Origin of the sequence: Pseudidiomarina gelatinasegens (assembly GCF_004025325.1) — a bacterium.
GTDB lineage: Bacteria > Pseudomonadota > Gammaproteobacteria > Enterobacterales > Alteromonadaceae > Pseudidiomarina > Pseudidiomarina gelatinasegens.
The window spans coordinates 77,371-93,053 of sequence record NZ_RSFE01000001.1 but is presented as its reverse complement, the minus strand read 5'-3'; the positions used below and the strand labels follow the sequence as shown (position 1 = coordinate 93,053).

The 15,683-nt window shown below is 48.9% G+C and carries 16 protein-coding genes and 5 tRNA genes; 1 reads left to right on the top strand and 20 read right to left on the bottom strand.

The genetic code is table 11. The features are described from left to right. Position 1: 1 nt before the first annotated feature. The 13 genes from rlmH to EGC76_RS00455 form a co-directional block, all read right to left on the bottom strand. Complete coding sequence (gene rlmH, locus EGC76_RS00515) at positions 2–472, bottom strand: 23S rRNA (pseudouridine(1915)-N(3))-methyltransferase RlmH (protein WP_128351070.1); 471 nt, start codon at positions 470–472, stop codon at positions 2–4. Then, positions 472–795 (bottom strand): ribosome silencing factor, encoded by a 324-nt coding sequence (gene rsfS / locus EGC76_RS00510; protein WP_128351069.1) that lies wholly within the window; start codon positions 793–795, stop codon positions 472–474. Before rsfS ends, rlmH begins: the two co-directional genes overlap by 1 nt. Positions 796–879: 84 nt before the next feature. Then, positions 880–1,509, bottom strand: a complete 630-nt coding sequence (nadD, locus tag EGC76_RS00505; RefSeq protein ID WP_128351068.1) for a nicotinate-nucleotide adenylyltransferase — start codon at positions 1,507–1,509, stop codon at positions 880–882. Beyond that, positions 1,506–2,525: a DNA polymerase III subunit delta gene (gene holA, locus EGC76_RS00500; protein ID WP_128351067.1), complete on the bottom strand. Its 1,020-nt coding sequence runs from the start codon at positions 2,523–2,525 to the stop codon at positions 1,506–1,508. The genes nadD and holA overlap by 4 nt, the downstream gene beginning before the upstream one ends. A 10-nt stretch (positions 2,526–2,535) precedes the next feature. Continuing rightward, positions 2,536–3,024 carry an LPS-assembly lipoprotein LptE gene (locus EGC76_RS00495; protein WP_128351066.1) on the bottom strand — a complete coding sequence of 163 codons (489 nt, stop codon included), beginning with the start codon at positions 3,022–3,024 and terminating at the stop codon, positions 2,536–2,538. Between the two features lie 3 nt (positions 3,025–3,027). Beyond that, complete coding sequence (gene leuS / locus EGC76_RS00490; RefSeq protein WP_181950942.1) at positions 3,028–5,613, bottom strand: leucine--tRNA ligase; 2,586 nt, start codon at positions 5,611–5,613, stop codon at positions 3,028–3,030. Positions 5,614–5,657: 44 nt separating this feature from the next. Then, complete coding sequence (locus tag EGC76_RS00485) at positions 5,658–5,849, bottom strand: hypothetical protein (protein WP_128351064.1); 192 nt, start codon at positions 5,847–5,849, stop codon at positions 5,658–5,660. 44 nt (positions 5,850–5,893) lie between these two features. Next, positions 5,894–7,420 (bottom strand): apolipoprotein N-acyltransferase, encoded by a 1,527-nt coding sequence (gene lnt, locus EGC76_RS00480; protein ID WP_128351063.1) that lies wholly within the window; start codon positions 7,418–7,420, stop codon positions 5,894–5,896. Continuing rightward, entirely contained in the window at positions 7,421–8,299 is an 879-nt protein-coding gene (corC, locus tag EGC76_RS00475) for a CNNM family magnesium/cobalt transport protein CorC (RefSeq protein WP_128351062.1), read from the bottom strand. It abuts the gene before it with no gap. 18 nt (positions 8,300–8,317) lie between these two features. Next, positions 8,318–8,800, bottom strand: a complete 483-nt coding sequence (ybeY, locus tag EGC76_RS00470; RefSeq protein WP_128351061.1) for an rRNA maturation RNase YbeY — start codon at positions 8,798–8,800, stop codon at positions 8,318–8,320. Further along, entirely contained in the window at positions 8,797–9,786 is a 990-nt protein-coding gene (locus EGC76_RS00465) for a PhoH family protein (RefSeq protein WP_128351060.1), read from the bottom strand. Before EGC76_RS00465 ends, ybeY begins: the two co-directional genes overlap by 4 nt. A gap of 12 nt (positions 9,787–9,798) precedes the next feature. Then, positions 9,799–11,241 carry a tRNA (N6-isopentenyl adenosine(37)-C2)-methylthiotransferase MiaB gene (gene miaB, locus EGC76_RS00460; protein ID WP_128351059.1) on the bottom strand — a complete coding sequence of 481 codons (1,443 nt, stop codon included), beginning with the start codon at positions 11,239–11,241 and terminating at the stop codon, positions 9,799–9,801. A 78-nt stretch (positions 11,242–11,319) separates the two neighbouring features. Continuing rightward, a complete protein-coding gene (locus tag EGC76_RS00455; RefSeq protein WP_128351058.1) occupies positions 11,320–12,204 on the bottom strand; it encodes a DMT family transporter in 885 nt (294 codons plus the stop codon). A 173-nt stretch (positions 12,205–12,377) separates the two neighbouring features. Here EGC76_RS00455 and EGC76_RS00450 point away from each other — a divergent pair, with 173 nt between their 5' ends. Continuing rightward, on the top strand, positions 12,378–13,508 hold the full coding sequence (locus EGC76_RS00450; RefSeq protein ID WP_128351057.1) for an FAD-dependent oxidoreductase: 1,131 nt from the start codon (positions 12,378–12,380) through the stop codon (positions 13,506–13,508). A 118-nt stretch (positions 13,509–13,626) separates the two neighbouring features. Here EGC76_RS00450 and EGC76_RS00445 read toward each other — a convergent pair. The 7 genes from EGC76_RS00445 to EGC76_RS00415 all read right to left on the bottom strand — a co-directional run bounded on the left by EGC76_RS00445 (position 13,627) and on the right by EGC76_RS00415 (position 15,670). After that, positions 13,627–13,713 (bottom strand) — tRNA-Leu (locus tag EGC76_RS00445). Between the two features lie 18 nt (positions 13,714–13,731). Continuing rightward, a tRNA-Gln gene (locus EGC76_RS00440) sits at positions 13,732–13,806 on the bottom strand. 31 nt (positions 13,807–13,837) lie between these two features. Next, a tRNA-Gln gene (locus EGC76_RS00435) sits at positions 13,838–13,912 on the bottom strand. 29 nt (positions 13,913–13,941) lie between these two features. After that, positions 13,942–14,026, bottom strand: a tRNA-Leu gene (locus EGC76_RS00430). 16 nt (positions 14,027–14,042) lie between these two features. Continuing rightward, positions 14,043–14,119, bottom strand: a tRNA-Met gene (locus EGC76_RS00425). Positions 14,120–14,268: 149 nt separating this feature from the next. Further along, the gene (locus EGC76_RS00420) at positions 14,269–14,988 is read right to left on the bottom strand and encodes an SIMPL domain-containing protein (RefSeq protein WP_128351056.1); all 720 of its coding nucleotides are present in this window, start codon (positions 14,986–14,988) and stop codon (positions 14,269–14,271) included. Positions 14,989–15,004: 16 nt separating this feature from the next. After that, on the bottom strand, positions 15,005–15,670 hold the full coding sequence (locus EGC76_RS00415; protein ID WP_128351055.1) for an SDR family oxidoreductase: 666 nt from the start codon (positions 15,668–15,670) through the stop codon (positions 15,005–15,007). Between the last annotated feature and the right edge of the window lie 13 nt (positions 15,671–15,683).

Here is a 15,683-nt window from a genome sequence, read left to right as displayed (position 1 = left end):
ATTATTCGCGATGATATGGGTGGTTAGCGGTTACGCTCCAGGCACGGTATAAACTTTCAGCAATGACCACTCGTACCAACGGGTGAGGCAAAGTGAGTGCTGATAATGACCAACGTTCGTCGGCAGCGGCGACACATTCTGGCGCAAGCCCTTCAGGGCCGCCCACCAGTAAACTGATATCACGCCCGTCCATCAGCCAGTGCTCAAGTCGCGATGCCAATTGCGGCGTGGTCCAACTTTTACCGGTTACTTCCAGCGTTACAATTCTATCGCCTTTTCCCACGGCGGCGAGCATAGCTTCACCTTCTTGCCGGAGAATACGCGCAATATCTGCGTTTTTGCCGCGCTTGCCCGCTGCGATTTCAACCAGTTCAAGTTGGCAATCGGCGGGGAAACGTTTGGCATAGGTTTGATAACCGGTGCTGATCCAATCGGGCATTTTCTGCCCAACCGCTATCAGCTGGATCCGCATTACTTGCGTCCCCAAAGCTTTTCGAGCTCGTAAAAGTCGCGAATTGATTCTTGCATGATGTGAACGACCACGTCAGCCAAATCAACCAAAACCCACTCTGAGTGTTCGTGACCTTCGACGCCAATTGGCGGCACACCATGATGCTTCGCTTCAGCTGCAACATAGTTCGCTAAGCTGCGAACATGTGTTTTTGAGCTGCCTGAACAGATGATCATGTATTCAGCTACATCGGTTTGTTCACGCACGTCCATCACTTTGATGTCACGGCCTTTAAGATCTTCTAACTTTTCTACAACGAAATCGCGTAATTGTTCTGCTTGCAAGAGTTCAACGCTCCAATTTATACGGCAAAAATCTAATTTAATGAAAACCGCGGTAGTTTACCACGAAGGCGATGCAAAAAGCAGCTAGCGATATAGCTCTTCTGTTTGGATATAGTCGGCCACACTCGGTGGTACCCAATGTTGCCAGGGTTGATTGGCTTGTATGGCTTGACGTATCGCTGTCGCCGAAATATTCACTGCCGGTGTTTCGGCAAGGTAAACATGGCCATGCGTGTTTTGATGCAGGGCGCTCACACTATCAACCTGAACCTGTGTCAACCATTGCTGCAACGCAGGTGAAAACTTATTCTGCGCATGCGGACGGCGCATCACTACAAAATGCGCATGGTCGAGTAACTGCTGCCAATTGAACCAACTTTGCAGTCCGGCAAAGGCATCTTCGCCAAGTAGAAAAACTAAGGTGTCGTTTGGCCAGCGTTGATGCAGTTGTTGCAAGGTAAGTTGGGTGTAAGATTTACGCTGCTGTTGCAGCTCCCAGCCGTCAGCGCTGCAATTAACTAATTCACTGGCCGCCAGTTCGGCCATCGCCAAGCGCTGTTCCGCCGTGGCGCCAGGATAACTGCGGTGCGGTGGTTGTGCGCTGGGCATTAAATGCAAATGTTGCGCTTCAATATGAGCAGATACAGCAAGTGCCGGGCGTAAATGACCCCAGTGAATCGGATCAAAGGTGCCACCAAGTATTGCCCGCATCATTGGGGCAGTTCACCAACCGCCTCAGGGCGGCAGTAAAGGGTAACAAGGTGAGTTGCCAAGGTAGTGTAGTGCTCACCAGAGTCACGTTTAAAGGCGTATTCCATTCGTGCCAAAAGCTGGGCAGCTTTGCTTATAGCCGCCGGTGACATGCGCTGGCAGAAGTTCCGATAGGCAGCTTCTTGATTTCGCCATACGCCATTTTTGCGGCAGGCATCGGCATAATTATCAGCATTCTTTAGAGTGCTGACGAGTTGCCACTCGCGTTGTAACATCCAACTCAGAATAGCTTCTTCAACACCGTCTTCAAATAGCCGAGCAAGTCGATGTAAGGCAGTGTCAAGATCGGCCTGTACAATAGCCTCTTGCAGTGCGAACACATTAAATCGACTTTGGTCCTCAGCTGCGCGCTGAATATCAGCCATGCTAAGTGGTTGTGGTAAGTCGGAAAGCGCAAGCTTTTGCAGTTCTTGATCGAGTGCTAATAAATTGCCTTCAAACCAGTCTGCCAACAGCTGCGTTGCATCAGGTTGAAGTTGTACCTGATGCAGTTGCGCGCGTTGTTGAATAAATCGGGGTAGGGCGCTGCGCTCTGGGCTATTCGCAGTTACAACGGGGCCAGCTGCAGTCAATTCTTTGTACCACTTAGCTTTGAGTTGTTCTTGCTTCAGCTTTGGGCCGATGATGATCAGTATCTGGTCCGCTGTGGGAGCCTGCGCGTAGTTCCGTAATGCTTCACCGCCTTCGCGGCCGGGCTTCCCTTCGGGCAGTTCTAACTCTACCAGTTTAAGGGTTGAAAACAGACTCAGACTGGCGCTTTGGTCGTTTAATTGTTGCCAATCAAATTGGTTATCCTGTAACCAGCGTTGGCGCTCATCAATGCCTTGCTCACGTGCAAAACGTCGAATTTGTTGTAGTGCGTCATCAATCAACAAGGGGGTATCGCCAAACACACTCATAATGGCCGGCAAACCGTGGTCGGTTAAGTGGGCGCTAAGCTGTGCTGGCGTAAGTTGCATAGGTTACTTGCTACTCGCTAAGTTGGGCGATGGTTTGGCGCAACAGTTGTCGTGCGGCGTCGTCACGCATTTCACGGATTAAGACTTCCCGTTCGCGGGTTTTAGCTAATGCGAAATTCGGGTCGTCCTGGTAATCCCGATACACTTCCACTTGCATTTTTTTTGGCTCAGAACCCTGCTGAATGATCTGATAATTAACGGTATAAATCATCTCATATTCGGCAACTTGGCCTGATTGTGAAAGTGATAGCGTGCGTCGGTCAAGTTGATCACTGAGAACTTCGATGGTTACACCAGCTTGCGCACTATCAACCAGTTCAGCGCCGGCCAAACTAAGGCGCCGTTGTAGCACCTGGCTAAATTCGCTAAAGGCAGGCGCTTGCACTGAAACATCTTGCATTGCAGCGGGTAACTGGTAGTTGTCACGCAACTGAAAACCACAGCCGCTCAGGGCTGTGGTTAAAATGACAAGGCCGATATAGTGCACTAGTTTGGTCATCAGTTAGTTCGCTACGATATTAAACAGTTTGCCGGGCACGTATATTTGCTTACGTACTGTTTTATCTTCTATAAAGCGCAGTACATTTTCATCTGCCATGGCAACTTGGGTAACCAGCTCTTGTGTGGCATCGGCTGGCACGGTGATTTTACTGCGCACTTTGCCGTTTACCTGAACCACAACCAATACCGAAGTTTCAACCATAGCTGCTTCATCAAACTCTGGCCAGGCCGCGAAGTTAATATCACTGTCGTGCCCTAAGGCTTGCCATAAGGCTTCGCTTAAGTGCGGTGTGACTGGGGCTAACATCAACACAACGGCATCAAGCGCTTCGGCCATAATGCCACGGTCAAGTTCGGTTGCCAGCGGCGCTTTTTGCAAGCGGTTTAGCAGTTCCATGATGGCCGCAATAGCCGTGTTGAAGTGCTGACGGCGGCCCATATCATCGGATACTTTCTGAATGGTGCGATGCACTTCACGGCGCAGCTCTTGCTGTGCGTCGTTGACATCTGCCCATGCCGAGCTTTGCGGTTGATCGGCAACTTCAGCGTAGTCAGCGACTAAACGCCAGACCCGACGCAAGAAGCGTTGTGCGCCTTCAACACCTGAATCAGCCCATTCCAGAGTTGCTTCTGGTGGGGCTGCGAACATCATAAATAAACGCACGGTGTCGGCGCCATATTTATCAATCATTACCTGTGGGTCAATGCCGTTATTCTTTGATTTCGACATTTTGGTCATGCCGCCGTGTTGGACCGGTTGACCATCTGTTCGCAATATTGCTTTGTTGATTCGGCCTTTTTCGTCGCGCGTGATGTCGACATCTAACGGCGAATACCATGTTATTTTTCCAGACGCGTCTTCGCGGAAGTAACTATCAGCTAAGACCATGCCTTGCGTGAGTAGACGCTTGAATGGTTCATCTGAGTTAACTAAGCCGGTGTCGCGCAAAAGCTTATGGAAGAAACGCGCGTATAACAGGTGCAAAATCGCATGTTCAATACCGCCGATATACTGATCAACAGGCAACCAATAGTTGGCTTGCTCTGGATTGAGCATACCGTCGTGATGGTTCGCGCTGCAGTAGCGTGCGTAATACCAGGAAGATTCCATAAAGGTATCAAAAGTATCCGTCTCATGCTCTGCAGGCATGCCATTATAGGTGGTTTTGCGCCACTCTAAATCAGCTTTGATTGGTGAGTTGGTGCCATCCATGACGACGTCTTCTGGCAGAAGCACCGGCAACTGGTCTTCCGGTACAGGTACCGATTCGCCATTGGGCAAGTTTAACATTGGAATTGGGGCACCCCAGTAACGCTGACGAGAAACGCCCCAATCACGTAGGCGATAATTCACCTGACGACGTCCAATATTGCGCTGTTCCAGATGCGCGGCTATTGCATCAAACGCAGCGTCGCTGCTTAACCCGTTGTATTCACCTGAGTTTATCGTGGTTCCTTTGGCAACAATGGCACCGTTGTTGATGTCTTCATCGCCTGACTCGGCTTCAATCACAACTTGAATTGGCAACTTATAGGTTGTTGCAAACTCCCAGTCGCGCTGGTCGTGCGCAGGAACGGCCATAACTGCACCTGAGCCGTAATCCATGAGTACAAAATTTGCCACCCAGACCGGAATTTCTTCGCCGGTCATTGGGTGAATGGCGCGAACGCCGGTGTCCATACCTTTTTTCTCGATGGTTGCTAAATCAGCTTCAGCCATCTTGGTAGTTTTAATGGACTCAATAAATGCTGCTAAATCAGGATTTGATGCGGCAGCTTTTTGCGCCAGTGGATGCTGCGCAGCCACGGCCATATAGGTTACGCCATAGAGCGTGTCTGGGCGCGTGGTGTACACGGTTAGCTGTGCATCACTTTGCGCTATAGAAAAGTCAATTTCGACACCTTCAGAGCGGCCAATCCAATTGCGTTGCATGGTTTTGACTTGTTCTGGCCAGCCGTCAAGCTGGTCTAAATCGGTCAATAACTCATCGGCGTAGTCGGTAATTTTGATAAACCACTGTGGAATTTCTTTTTGTTCAACCAGTGCGCCAGAACGCCAGCCGCGGCCATCAATAACTTGCTCATTGGCAAGTACGGTTTGATCGATAGGGTCCCAGTTAACTGTAGCGTTTTTCTTATAAACCAAGCCTTTTTCGAACAGCTTGGTGAAAAACCATTGCTCCCAACGGTAATATTCGGGAGTACAGGTTGCCAATTCACGTGACCAGTCGTAACCAAACCCTAAAGATTTTAGCTGATTACGCATGTAGTCAATGTTTTGATAGGTCCACTTTGCCGGTGCGGTTTTATTCTGAATGGCAGCATTTTCCGCAGGCAACCCGAAAGCATCCCAACCCATGGGCTGCAATACGTTTTTACCTTGCATGCGGTGATAGCGGGCAACCACATCACCAAGGGTGTAATTGCGCACGTGACCCATGTGCAATTTCCCACTTGGGTAGGGGAACATCGACAAACAATAGAACTTTTCTTTGTTTGGGTCTTCGGTAACTGTGAATACCTGATCGCGTTCCCAGCGCTGTTGAACGGCTGGTTCAACTACGGATGGATCGTATTGTTCCGCTATTTTTTTTGACATCTGGCTTTCCGTTTAACTGCTCGGTTAAAAAATTAAAGTGCGTACCACATCATTAGCATCACAACGACGCCAAAAAGACCAAAGAAAGCGTATTCAAGACGCTCGCGTTGTTGGGTGTCACGGTTTTCATGACGGTGAAACGCAAACATACCTAAGCTAGTAACACCTAAGGTGCCCGCAGCGACTAAAACAGCAAATAATAACGCGGCAATGATGTTTTCCATGGCGACTCTCCATGCAGTGGTTAATTAATATGAGATGAATGCTGCTAGTTTACTGATTTTGAACGCGCTTGACCATGCCGAAATGCAGCCAAAATACTGCTTAATGCAATTAGAAGCGCAATCAGCCAAGCGCCGATAGAACCGTAGCGGTGGTAAGCTGTTTGCCCAGTTACTACCGGTACTTGGGCGCTTAACGATGTTGCTGAAAACTGAGGAGCGCGCGCAATTTCGTGGCCATTGGCATCAACAACAGCACTGATGCCATTATTGGTAGCGCGCAGCAAAGGGCGGCCAAGCTCCAGCGCCCGCATGCGTGCAATTTGCATGTGCTGCGCTGGGCCGTGCGATGCACCGAACCAAGTATCATTGCTGACTGTTAAAATATAGTCGGTGGTTGGTAACACGTTGGCTCGTACTTGGTCGGGAAAAGCAATTTCGTAGCAAATCGCACCGGCTAAGTGGAACCCTTTCGCACGCAAGTTCTGCTGTTGGTAATCGCCCCGTGAAAACGAGCTCATTGGTAAATCAAATAACGGCGCAAGCGGGCGCAATAAATCTTCAAATGGCACAAATTCACCAATCGGTAATAATTGATGCTTTTGGTAGCGGTTAGTATGGCCGTGCGTGTAGGGCTCAACTGGTTGGTATGGCGCGTCCAGCCCCAGCACAATCATGGTGTTGAAGTATTCATTCTGCTGATAATCGATGATGCCCGTTATGAGGGTGGTGTCGGTTTCAACCAAGGCATTGTGAATATTGCTCAGCACGTCATCGGTGTATGGCTCGGGCATGGTTACTGCTGATTCAGGCCAGATAATAATATCGTGGCTGAGGTAATGCGGCCGACTTAAATCCAGGTAGGTCATTAGCGATTGCCAATGCTGATCAGGATTCCATTTAATGGACTGCTCAATATTACCTTGCACCAACAAAACACGGGCTTGTTCACCGGTTTTCTCAATGGTACTTACCCAAGGTAGGGTGAATGGGATGATCAATAACCCAAAGGCGATTAAACCGAACTCTTTGCGTTTGCGGTCAAACCACACGAACAAGGCAATGGCGATTGCCCAGAGCATTACGGTAACGCCCACACCACTTAACCATGGTGCGTAGTTGCCTATCCAACTGTCAGTTTGCGTGTAGCCCAGTTCTAGCCATGGAAAACCGGTAAGAAACCATCCACGAATGGATTCACTGATTAACCAAGTTAGCGGCAAAAGGGCTATCGCGAAGTAACCGAACCAGCGCTCGCTGTACTTCCACAAAAACAATGCTAATGCGGGGAATAAGCTCAAATAAAGGAACAACACCATGAGCACAGCAAGCGATGCGATTACGGGTAAACCGCCAAATTGGTCGATGCTAACGTAAATCCAGCTTAGGCCCGCGCTAAACCAGCCCAGGCCAAAGTAAAAGCCAATACGCCAAGCCATGCCTGCAGAGGCTTTGCGGGTAAGCAGCAACAGCCCAAATAACACCGGCAACACCAGCCATGCTTGTTGAAAAGGTGCGTAGCTGAATACCAAGCTACCGCCGAGTAGTAGCGAGGCGACCCGATAGTTCCTCATTTAGTCGGCATCTGCAGCATTATTGGTATCCGTAATGGTTACCTGAAGTTGTTGAATGCGGCGCTTATCGGCACCGGTTATTTTGAACAAAATACTGCCCAAAGTGAGTTCTTCACCCACTTCAGGTAAATGTCCGAAACCATGTGCAACCATGCCGCCAATAGTGTCATATTCCTCATCACCAAACGTTGTGTTGAAGTAGTCGTTAAAGTCTTCAATGGTGGTCAAGGCTTTTACCGAGTATCGCGACTTGTTGATGCGGCGAATATCGGCTTTGTTGTCTTCGTTGTAATCGGTTTCGTCTTCAATCTCGCCGACAATTTCTTCCAAGATATCTTCAATAGTCACCAGGCCAGAAACACCGCCATACTCATCGACAACTATTGCCATATGGTAACGCTGGGAGCGAAACTCTTTGAGTAACACGTCAACGCGTTTACTCTCTGGAACGATAACCGCTGGGCGGATAACATCGGCGAGGGCAAATTCTTGGTCGGTCATACCGAAACCGTACGCGAGCAAGTCTTTTGCCAGTAGGATGCCTTCAATGTGGTCTTTATTCTCACTGACGACAGGATAGCGGCTATGTTGTGAGTCAATCACGATAGGTAAAAACGATTCAACGCTTTGATTGATATCGATAGTGACCATCTGTGAACGTGGCACCATAATATCGCGGACCTTGAGTTCGGCAACATCGAGTACACCTTCAATCATCTCTTTGGTGTCGTTGTCGATCAGATCGCGTTCTTCAGCGTCTTGGATTAAATCAACTAACTCTGCGCGGCTATTCGGTTCTCCGGTAAAAAGTTGCAACAGTTTGGTTGCCCACGTTTTACGCGCAGAACCGTTGGTAGAGTGTGGATTGTCATCGCTCATTTGCTGTTATTGCTCCAGTTAATGCTGATCATCAGCGTGGTCATCAGCGTAAGGGTCAGCATACCCTAAGGCTGCAAGAATATCTTTTTCGAGCTGTTCCATGTGCTCGGCTTCGTCGTTGTTAATATGGTCATAACCTAGCAAATGCAAGGTTCCGTGTACAACCATATGCGCCCAGTGTGCGACCAATGGCTTATTTTGAGCCTTGGCTTCATCGGCAACAACAGCTGCACAAATGACAAGATCGCCGAGTAAATTGACCGGCAAGGGAACGGGGGCTTCAAATGGGAAGGACAATACATTCGTGGCGTAGGCTTTACCGCGATACTGATGATTCAAGGCTAAACCTTCTTCGGCATCGACAATGCGTACCGTAAGCTCGGTTTCAGTACTGCAGCTTAAATGTTGCAGTACTGCCTCAATCCAGGCTTCAAACGAAGCGTCTGAGGGCAAATTGTCTGCTTCACAGGCAATTTGCAGGTCAACAGTTAAGTTTGTCATGATTTTTCGTCAAACGCCTCGTAGGCTTGTACAATGCGTTGCACCACAGGATGACGCACAACATCAGATGCCTGAAAGAAGGTGAAGCTAATTGCATCGATGTCTTTGAGCACTTCAATAACATGGCGTAAACCCGACTTCTGCCCACGCGGTAAGTCAACTTGCGTGATGTCGCCAGTAATCACGGCGCGCGAATTAAAGCCGATACGGGTAAGGAACATTTTCATTTGTTCACAGGTAGTATTTTGGCTCTCATCCAAGATAATAAATGCATCGTTAAGTGTGCGGCCACGCATGTAAGCGAGCGGTGCCACTTCAATGACATTGCGTTCAATAAGCTTTTCAACCTTTTCAAAGCCCAACATCTCAAACAGTGCGTCATACAAAGGGCGCAGGTATGGGTCGACCTTTTGCGCTAAATCACCCGGTAAGAAGCCCAGCTTTTCACCAGCTTCTACCGCGGGACGCGTCAGTAATATCCGGCGAATTTCTTGCCGTTCAAGCGCATCAACCGCGCAAGCAACAGCAAGATAAGTTTTACCCGTACCGGCAGGGCCCACACCAAAATTAACATCGTGCGTCAAAATGGCACGAACATACTCAGCTTGATTATGATTACGCGGCTTAATTAAGCCACGTTTCGTTTTAATGTGAGTCATTTTTTCAGCGGCGGGGTCGTCGGCTGGTGTCTGTTCAAGCACTTTTGCTTGTTGTACCGCCAGATGCACCATTTGCGGGGTAACTTTACCCTCGTCGCCTTTCACTGTCGCAGTTTCGACATAGAGATCGCGTAAAATTTTAGCACCAGCCTGAACGGTATGGCTGGGGCCGATAATACGAAACTCGTTATGGCGATGGCTTATTTCAATGCCTAAGCGCCGTTCGATGTGCTTTAGATTTTCATCTAAAGCGCCACATAAATCCGCAATTCGGCGGTTATCTGCAGGTTCTAAATCGATGTCTATGGTGCTAACAGATGGACTCAAATTTACCTCACTTTAATTGGTTGCTGGTGGAACAAATGTTGTCACACCAAGCTCATCGGGCTGTGTACGTGATTGACGCGCCAAAATAGTTTGCGGTGCGGTATCAACACGCAAGCCCATGTCTGACTCAACGCGCAGCACATCACCGCGTAATGAGTTCACAAACACGTCGGTGACTTTTACATCAACAAATTTACCGATCATGTCCGGTGTTCCGACAAAGTTCACCACACGATTGTTTTCAGTACGGCCGCTTAACTCCATCGGGTCTTTTTTCGACGGGCCGGTAACTAAAATACGTTGCTCAGTACCGAGCATACGACGGGCATGTATATGTGATTGTTGATTTAAGCGCTGTTGCAGCAGCTGTAGACGCTGCTTTTTGGTTTCTTCACTCACGTCATCAGGCAGGTCAGCCGCAGGGGTGCCTGGGCGCGCACTGTAAATGAAGCTAAAGCTCATATCAAAATCAACCGCCTGGATTAAATCCATAGTCGCTTCGAAGTCAGCATCGCTCTCGCCTGGGAAGCCGATGATAAAGTCTGAACTCATGGCGATATCTGGACGAATCTTTCTCAGCTTACGAATTTGTGACTTGTATTCCAGTGCAGTGTGGCCACGTTTCATCATTGCTAGAATACGATCTGAACCGCTTTGTACCGGCAAATGTAAGTGGCTGACCAATTCAGGAATGGTTGCGTAGGCTTCAATGATATCGTCGGTAAATTCAACCGGATGCGAAGTGGTGTAGCGAATACGGTCGATGCCGTCAATCGCGGCAATCATATGCAACAGTTCAGAGAAGCGGCAAACGCTGCCGTCGTGGTAATCACCGCGGAAGGCATTCACGTTTTGACCCAACAAATTCACTTCGCGCACGCCTTGTTCGGCCAATTGCGCAATTTCAAACAATACGTCGTCGACCGGGCGACTAACTTCCTCGCCACGGGTATAGGGCACCACACAGAACGTACAGTATTTGCTGCACCCTTCCATGATGGAGACAAAGGCGGTTGGGCCGTCGGCTTTGGGTTCAGGCAAACGATCGAATTTTTCAATTTCTGGAAATGAAATATCAATCATTGGGGTGTGATTCGTTTGCACTTGCTTCACCATTTCAGGTAAACGATGCAAAGTTTGTGGACCAAATACGATATCAACGTATGGTGCACGTTCACGAATATGATCGCCTTCTTGTGAGGCAACGCAACCACCCACACCAATAACTAAGTCTGGATTCTTATCTTTCAGATTTTTCCAGCGTCCCAGTTGGTGAAAGACTTTTTCCTGCGCTTTTTCGCGAATGGAACAGGTGTTGAGCAGGATCAAGTCAGCCTCTTCAGGCTCAGCTGCGACGTCATAGCCATGAGTTGCCTTAAGTAGATCAGCCATTTTTGCTGAGTCATACTCGTTCATCTGACAACCCCAAGTTTTAATGTATAACTTCTTACTCATAAATCTTCGCGCTCACTTGCTCAATTACGTTAAATACACCACACATAAAAAGGGCTGCTATTTTAGCCTGAACAGCCCCTAACTGCCAACTTTGCCGCCAGTTTCTGCTTTGCGGCGGGTGCGAATGGCTAAATAGCCTGCGACAGTGATAATGGTGGCACCTAAAATCATACTCACGGTAATGGGTTCATCCCAAAACCAATAACCCATCAAAGCGGCGAATATCACCGAGCTGTAGGTGAAAACTCCAACCCGTGCTGCTGGGGCTAAGGCAAACGCCTTGGTCATGCCGAGCTGACCCGCCACGGCGAGTGCCCCCATCACCATGATCCCAAACCAGTGTTCACTGGCAATGGACTCGCCGCGCCAAATGAGTGGTAGCGCCGAAATCACGGTGGCGAGGGTCGCAAAATAGAACACAATTTTACTGGACGACTCGGTGGCAGACATCTGCCGGATCAATGTTTTGGTGAATGCGGCTAAACATGCCGCAATAAAGGCAATACCAACAATGGGCGACAATGTGGTTTGCGCGGGATTTAAAAAAACAAACACCCCGATAAAGCCGATGGCGATTGCCAGCCAGGTTTGGGCAAGCACACGTTCTTTAAGCCATACCCGCCCAATTATTGGAATCAGGAAGGGCGATAGCAACAGGACTAAGGTTGCTTGCGCCAGCGGCAAATTGGCAATCGCGTAGAAAAATAAATACATCGCCGCAAGGCCTGCTAAACCGCGGGTTATATGAAATCCCCAAGCCTTGGTTTTAAAAGCACTTGGCCCTTTACGCCATATCCACGGTAACAGCACCACAAACGCCATTAAATTTCTGAAAAATACCAGCTGTTCAGATGGTAAGTCAGTGCTCAGATACTTCACCAATGCGCTTACGCCAGCAAAGCAAAGCTCAGCGCCAAGCACTAGCGCGGAGGCAATAAACACCGTTCGTTGTGGGGTGTCCATAGAATCCTTACACGGCTTGCGGTGCCGCTGAAAAGATGAGAGCTAAATAAGGTACTATCTTATCACGTTCACAATGCAGGCGTTTAGCAATGTTTTTTGGCGTTGTTGGTGTATTTGTGGCGCAGTATTTTCTATGATGCGCAGTACGTTAAACGATTCAGTGGATTATAGAGATGCAAATTGTCGTAATCGGTGGTGGCATGGTGGGAGCTTCAGCGGCATTGGCTTTCGCGCAAAGCGGCCATGACGTAACCGTGATTGAGGCGGGTAAACCAGCTACCAGTACAGGTGACTGGGATTTGCGAATTTCTTCAATTCATCAACGTAATGTCGCCTGGCTAAATGAACTTGGCGTGTGGGTTGATGTGCGCCCTGAGCGGCGGTTTTGTTACACCGATTTAGCGGTTGAATGCCGTGATGGTATACGCGTTAATTTTGCGGCCAGCGAAGTTAACGCCGAAGCACTCGGGGCAATGGTTGAAAACAATGCATTGCAACAGAGCTTATGGCAGCTTCTGAACCAACATGGCGTGCGCTGTTTAAGCTCAACGCGCGTGGTCAATATGCAGCTGCCAGCGCAACGGGTTGAGCTAGACACCGGTGAGCAACTCCCTTACGACTTACTGGTTGGCGCTGATGGTTCAAATTCGCAAGTTGCGAAAGCCGCAGGTATTGCCATGCGCGGCTGGGATTATGACATGCGCTGCTTGTTGGCAATTGCTGATGTCAGTGAGCCGATCCAGCCTGCAACATGGGAAGTGTTTCGTGAAGCTGGACCATTTGCGTTATTGCCGTTGGGTACTCACCAGGCGTGCCTGATTGATTACCGCAGTGAGCAGGAGTGGCAGCAACTTAGTGGCGATGCGCAGCAGGTTCATCGCGCACTGTACGAAACCTTTGCCCCACATATTGGTGACCACAAGGTATCGCGATTCGCGAGCTTTCCGCTTAGGCGTCAGCGCGCTTTAAGATATCACGCACACAACTCAGTCGTACTGATTGGTGATGCAGCACATAGTATTCACCCATTAGCTGGGCAGGGCGTTAATATTGGGTTTGCGGACGTTCAAGAATTGCTTAGCCAGTTGAATGATCAACAACCGGTAGCTGCAGCATTGCGTGCTTATGAACGTGCACGCGAGCGCGAAAATCAACAAATGATGCGCGCGATGGATGCGATTCACTTCGGCTTTCGTTCACAGCACTTGATTCCACGGGCATTAATTGCCAGCGGTTTAGTGTTAGTTGATCGGGTGAAGCCACTGAAGCGAGCGTTAATCAAGCAAGCGATAGGAATTAAGTGAGGAAAAGCGAAAAGCGTTATTCGTTATTGGTTATTCGTGTTTAACGAATAACGACAAGCGAAGCGATCGAATAACGAATAACGGTTTTAAATGTTTGTTGCGGTTTTCACCACCGAAGTGGTGCGGAGGGGGGGACTTGAACCCCCACGAGCGTTAGCTCACTAGCACCTGAAGCTAGCGCGTCTACCAATTCCGCCACCCCCGCAACAAACAGGGGAAAAAATGGCTGGGGTACCAGGATTTGAACCTGGGAATGGCGGGATCAAAACCCGCTGCCTTACCGCTTGGCTATACCCCAACACTGGGTGCATCAAGAAGAGAAGGGCGATTGGCTGGGGTACCAGGATTTGAACCTGGGAATGGCGGGATCAAAACCCGCTGCCTTACCGCTTGGCTATACCCCAACTTGTGTATACCGCCTGACAGTTTGAGTTGGTGCGGACGGAGAGACTTGAACTCTCACGCCGTGAGGCACTGGAACCTAAATCCAGCGTGTCTACCAATTCCACCACGTCCGCCCAAAAGGGATTTGATTGGTGGCTACGGCGAGATTCGAACTTGCGACCCCAGCATTATGAGTGCTGTGCTCTAACCAGCTGAGCTACGTAGCCAATATCAAATTTTCTATCAAACTGCACTCGTTGAGTGCGGCGCGTATTATGCAAATCAGGGGGGAAACCGTCAACCTCTTTTTCCTAAAAAATCCATGATTTCGGTGCGATTGCTTAAAAAACGGATAGTTTGCCTATTTAATCGACGACTAATCGACCAGTTGATACGCAACAGTGGACACTACACGCACAATTTTTAGGTGCGGTGTATTCGAGTCGCGATCATAAATAGTAAATTGACCTTGATTGGCACTGCGAATCTTCCCTAATTCACTGTCTGAATGCTCAGCGAACCTTAATGCGACCTCACGGGCATTACGCGCAGACTCTTCAATCATGCTCGGCTTAATCGCGTTGAGGCCATTAAAATGGTATTCAACCTGCGTATCATAGCCATTACTACTCAAGCTTACGCCTTTTTTGCCTAGTTCGGACAGTTGTTGGCGCAGTTCACGCACTTGGTTCACTTTTTCAGTGTATACGGTGATGGTTTGGTCGCCGGTAAAGCGCAGGCCAACATCTTCGGTTGCCCAGCGCTCGGCTAGCTTATCTAACACATTAGGTGCAGAAACAGACAATTCACTCTCATCAAAGCCATTAACCAGCAAAAAGGCACGAATCGCTTGTATGTCTTGGTCGAGTTCCTGATAAATGGTGTTTTGTGTGTTGCCCGCGCGGGTCACTTTTAAGGGCCAAATTGCGGTATCCGCGGCCACCTCTCGCTCGGCTAAGCCTTTTACTTCGACGACCCGATCAAAACTACGAAAGTTATTTATGCTGCTAGTCAGCCCTGAACTTAATAGCGCTGCACTAGCGATGGCTGCAACAGCAAAAATAATGGCATTAACGCTCGAGCGAGAAGTTGACATGATTATATCCTCAAAGTTACCACGGCAACGAATCGCCGTTGCTATGCCTAAATTGACCCGTGGACTCGATGTTAAGTTCATCCATGCGGGCAATTAGGCGTTCAGCTGCTGTATCCGCGCTGATATCACCGGCGTTATTGACCATTTCCGTTTGCACAAAACCTGGATGCAACATAGCGACAGCAATGCCTGCATCTTTTAAGTCGTTGGCGAGTGACACACCGGCCGCGTTGAGTGCAGCTTTACTCATACGATATCCATAATAGGCGCCAGAACCGTTATCCGCCATTGAACCCATGCGGCTGGTAATTAAAATGACTTTACTGCCTTGCTTAAGATTATCGCGTAGCGCATCGGTAACCAATAACGGACCCATGGCATTCACTCGAAATTGTGCTTCGATAGTTTGTGGGGTTAGGTTACCTAAAGATTCGCGTTCCAGCAGGCCTGCATTATTAATCAGCATATCAATGGGCTGGTCATGCAACTGCTTGGCTAACTCGGTAATGCTGTCGGTGTCAGTCACATCAATATTTTCAACAATGTTCACACCTAACTTCTTTAAGGCATCTGAAGCGGTTCGGCATACCGCAGTAACTTTCTCACCGCGTTGGTGCAATTGGGTTGCCAAAGCAAGACCAATACCGCGATTAGCGCCTGTAATAACAATATGCTGTGACATGTTTACTCCTTTT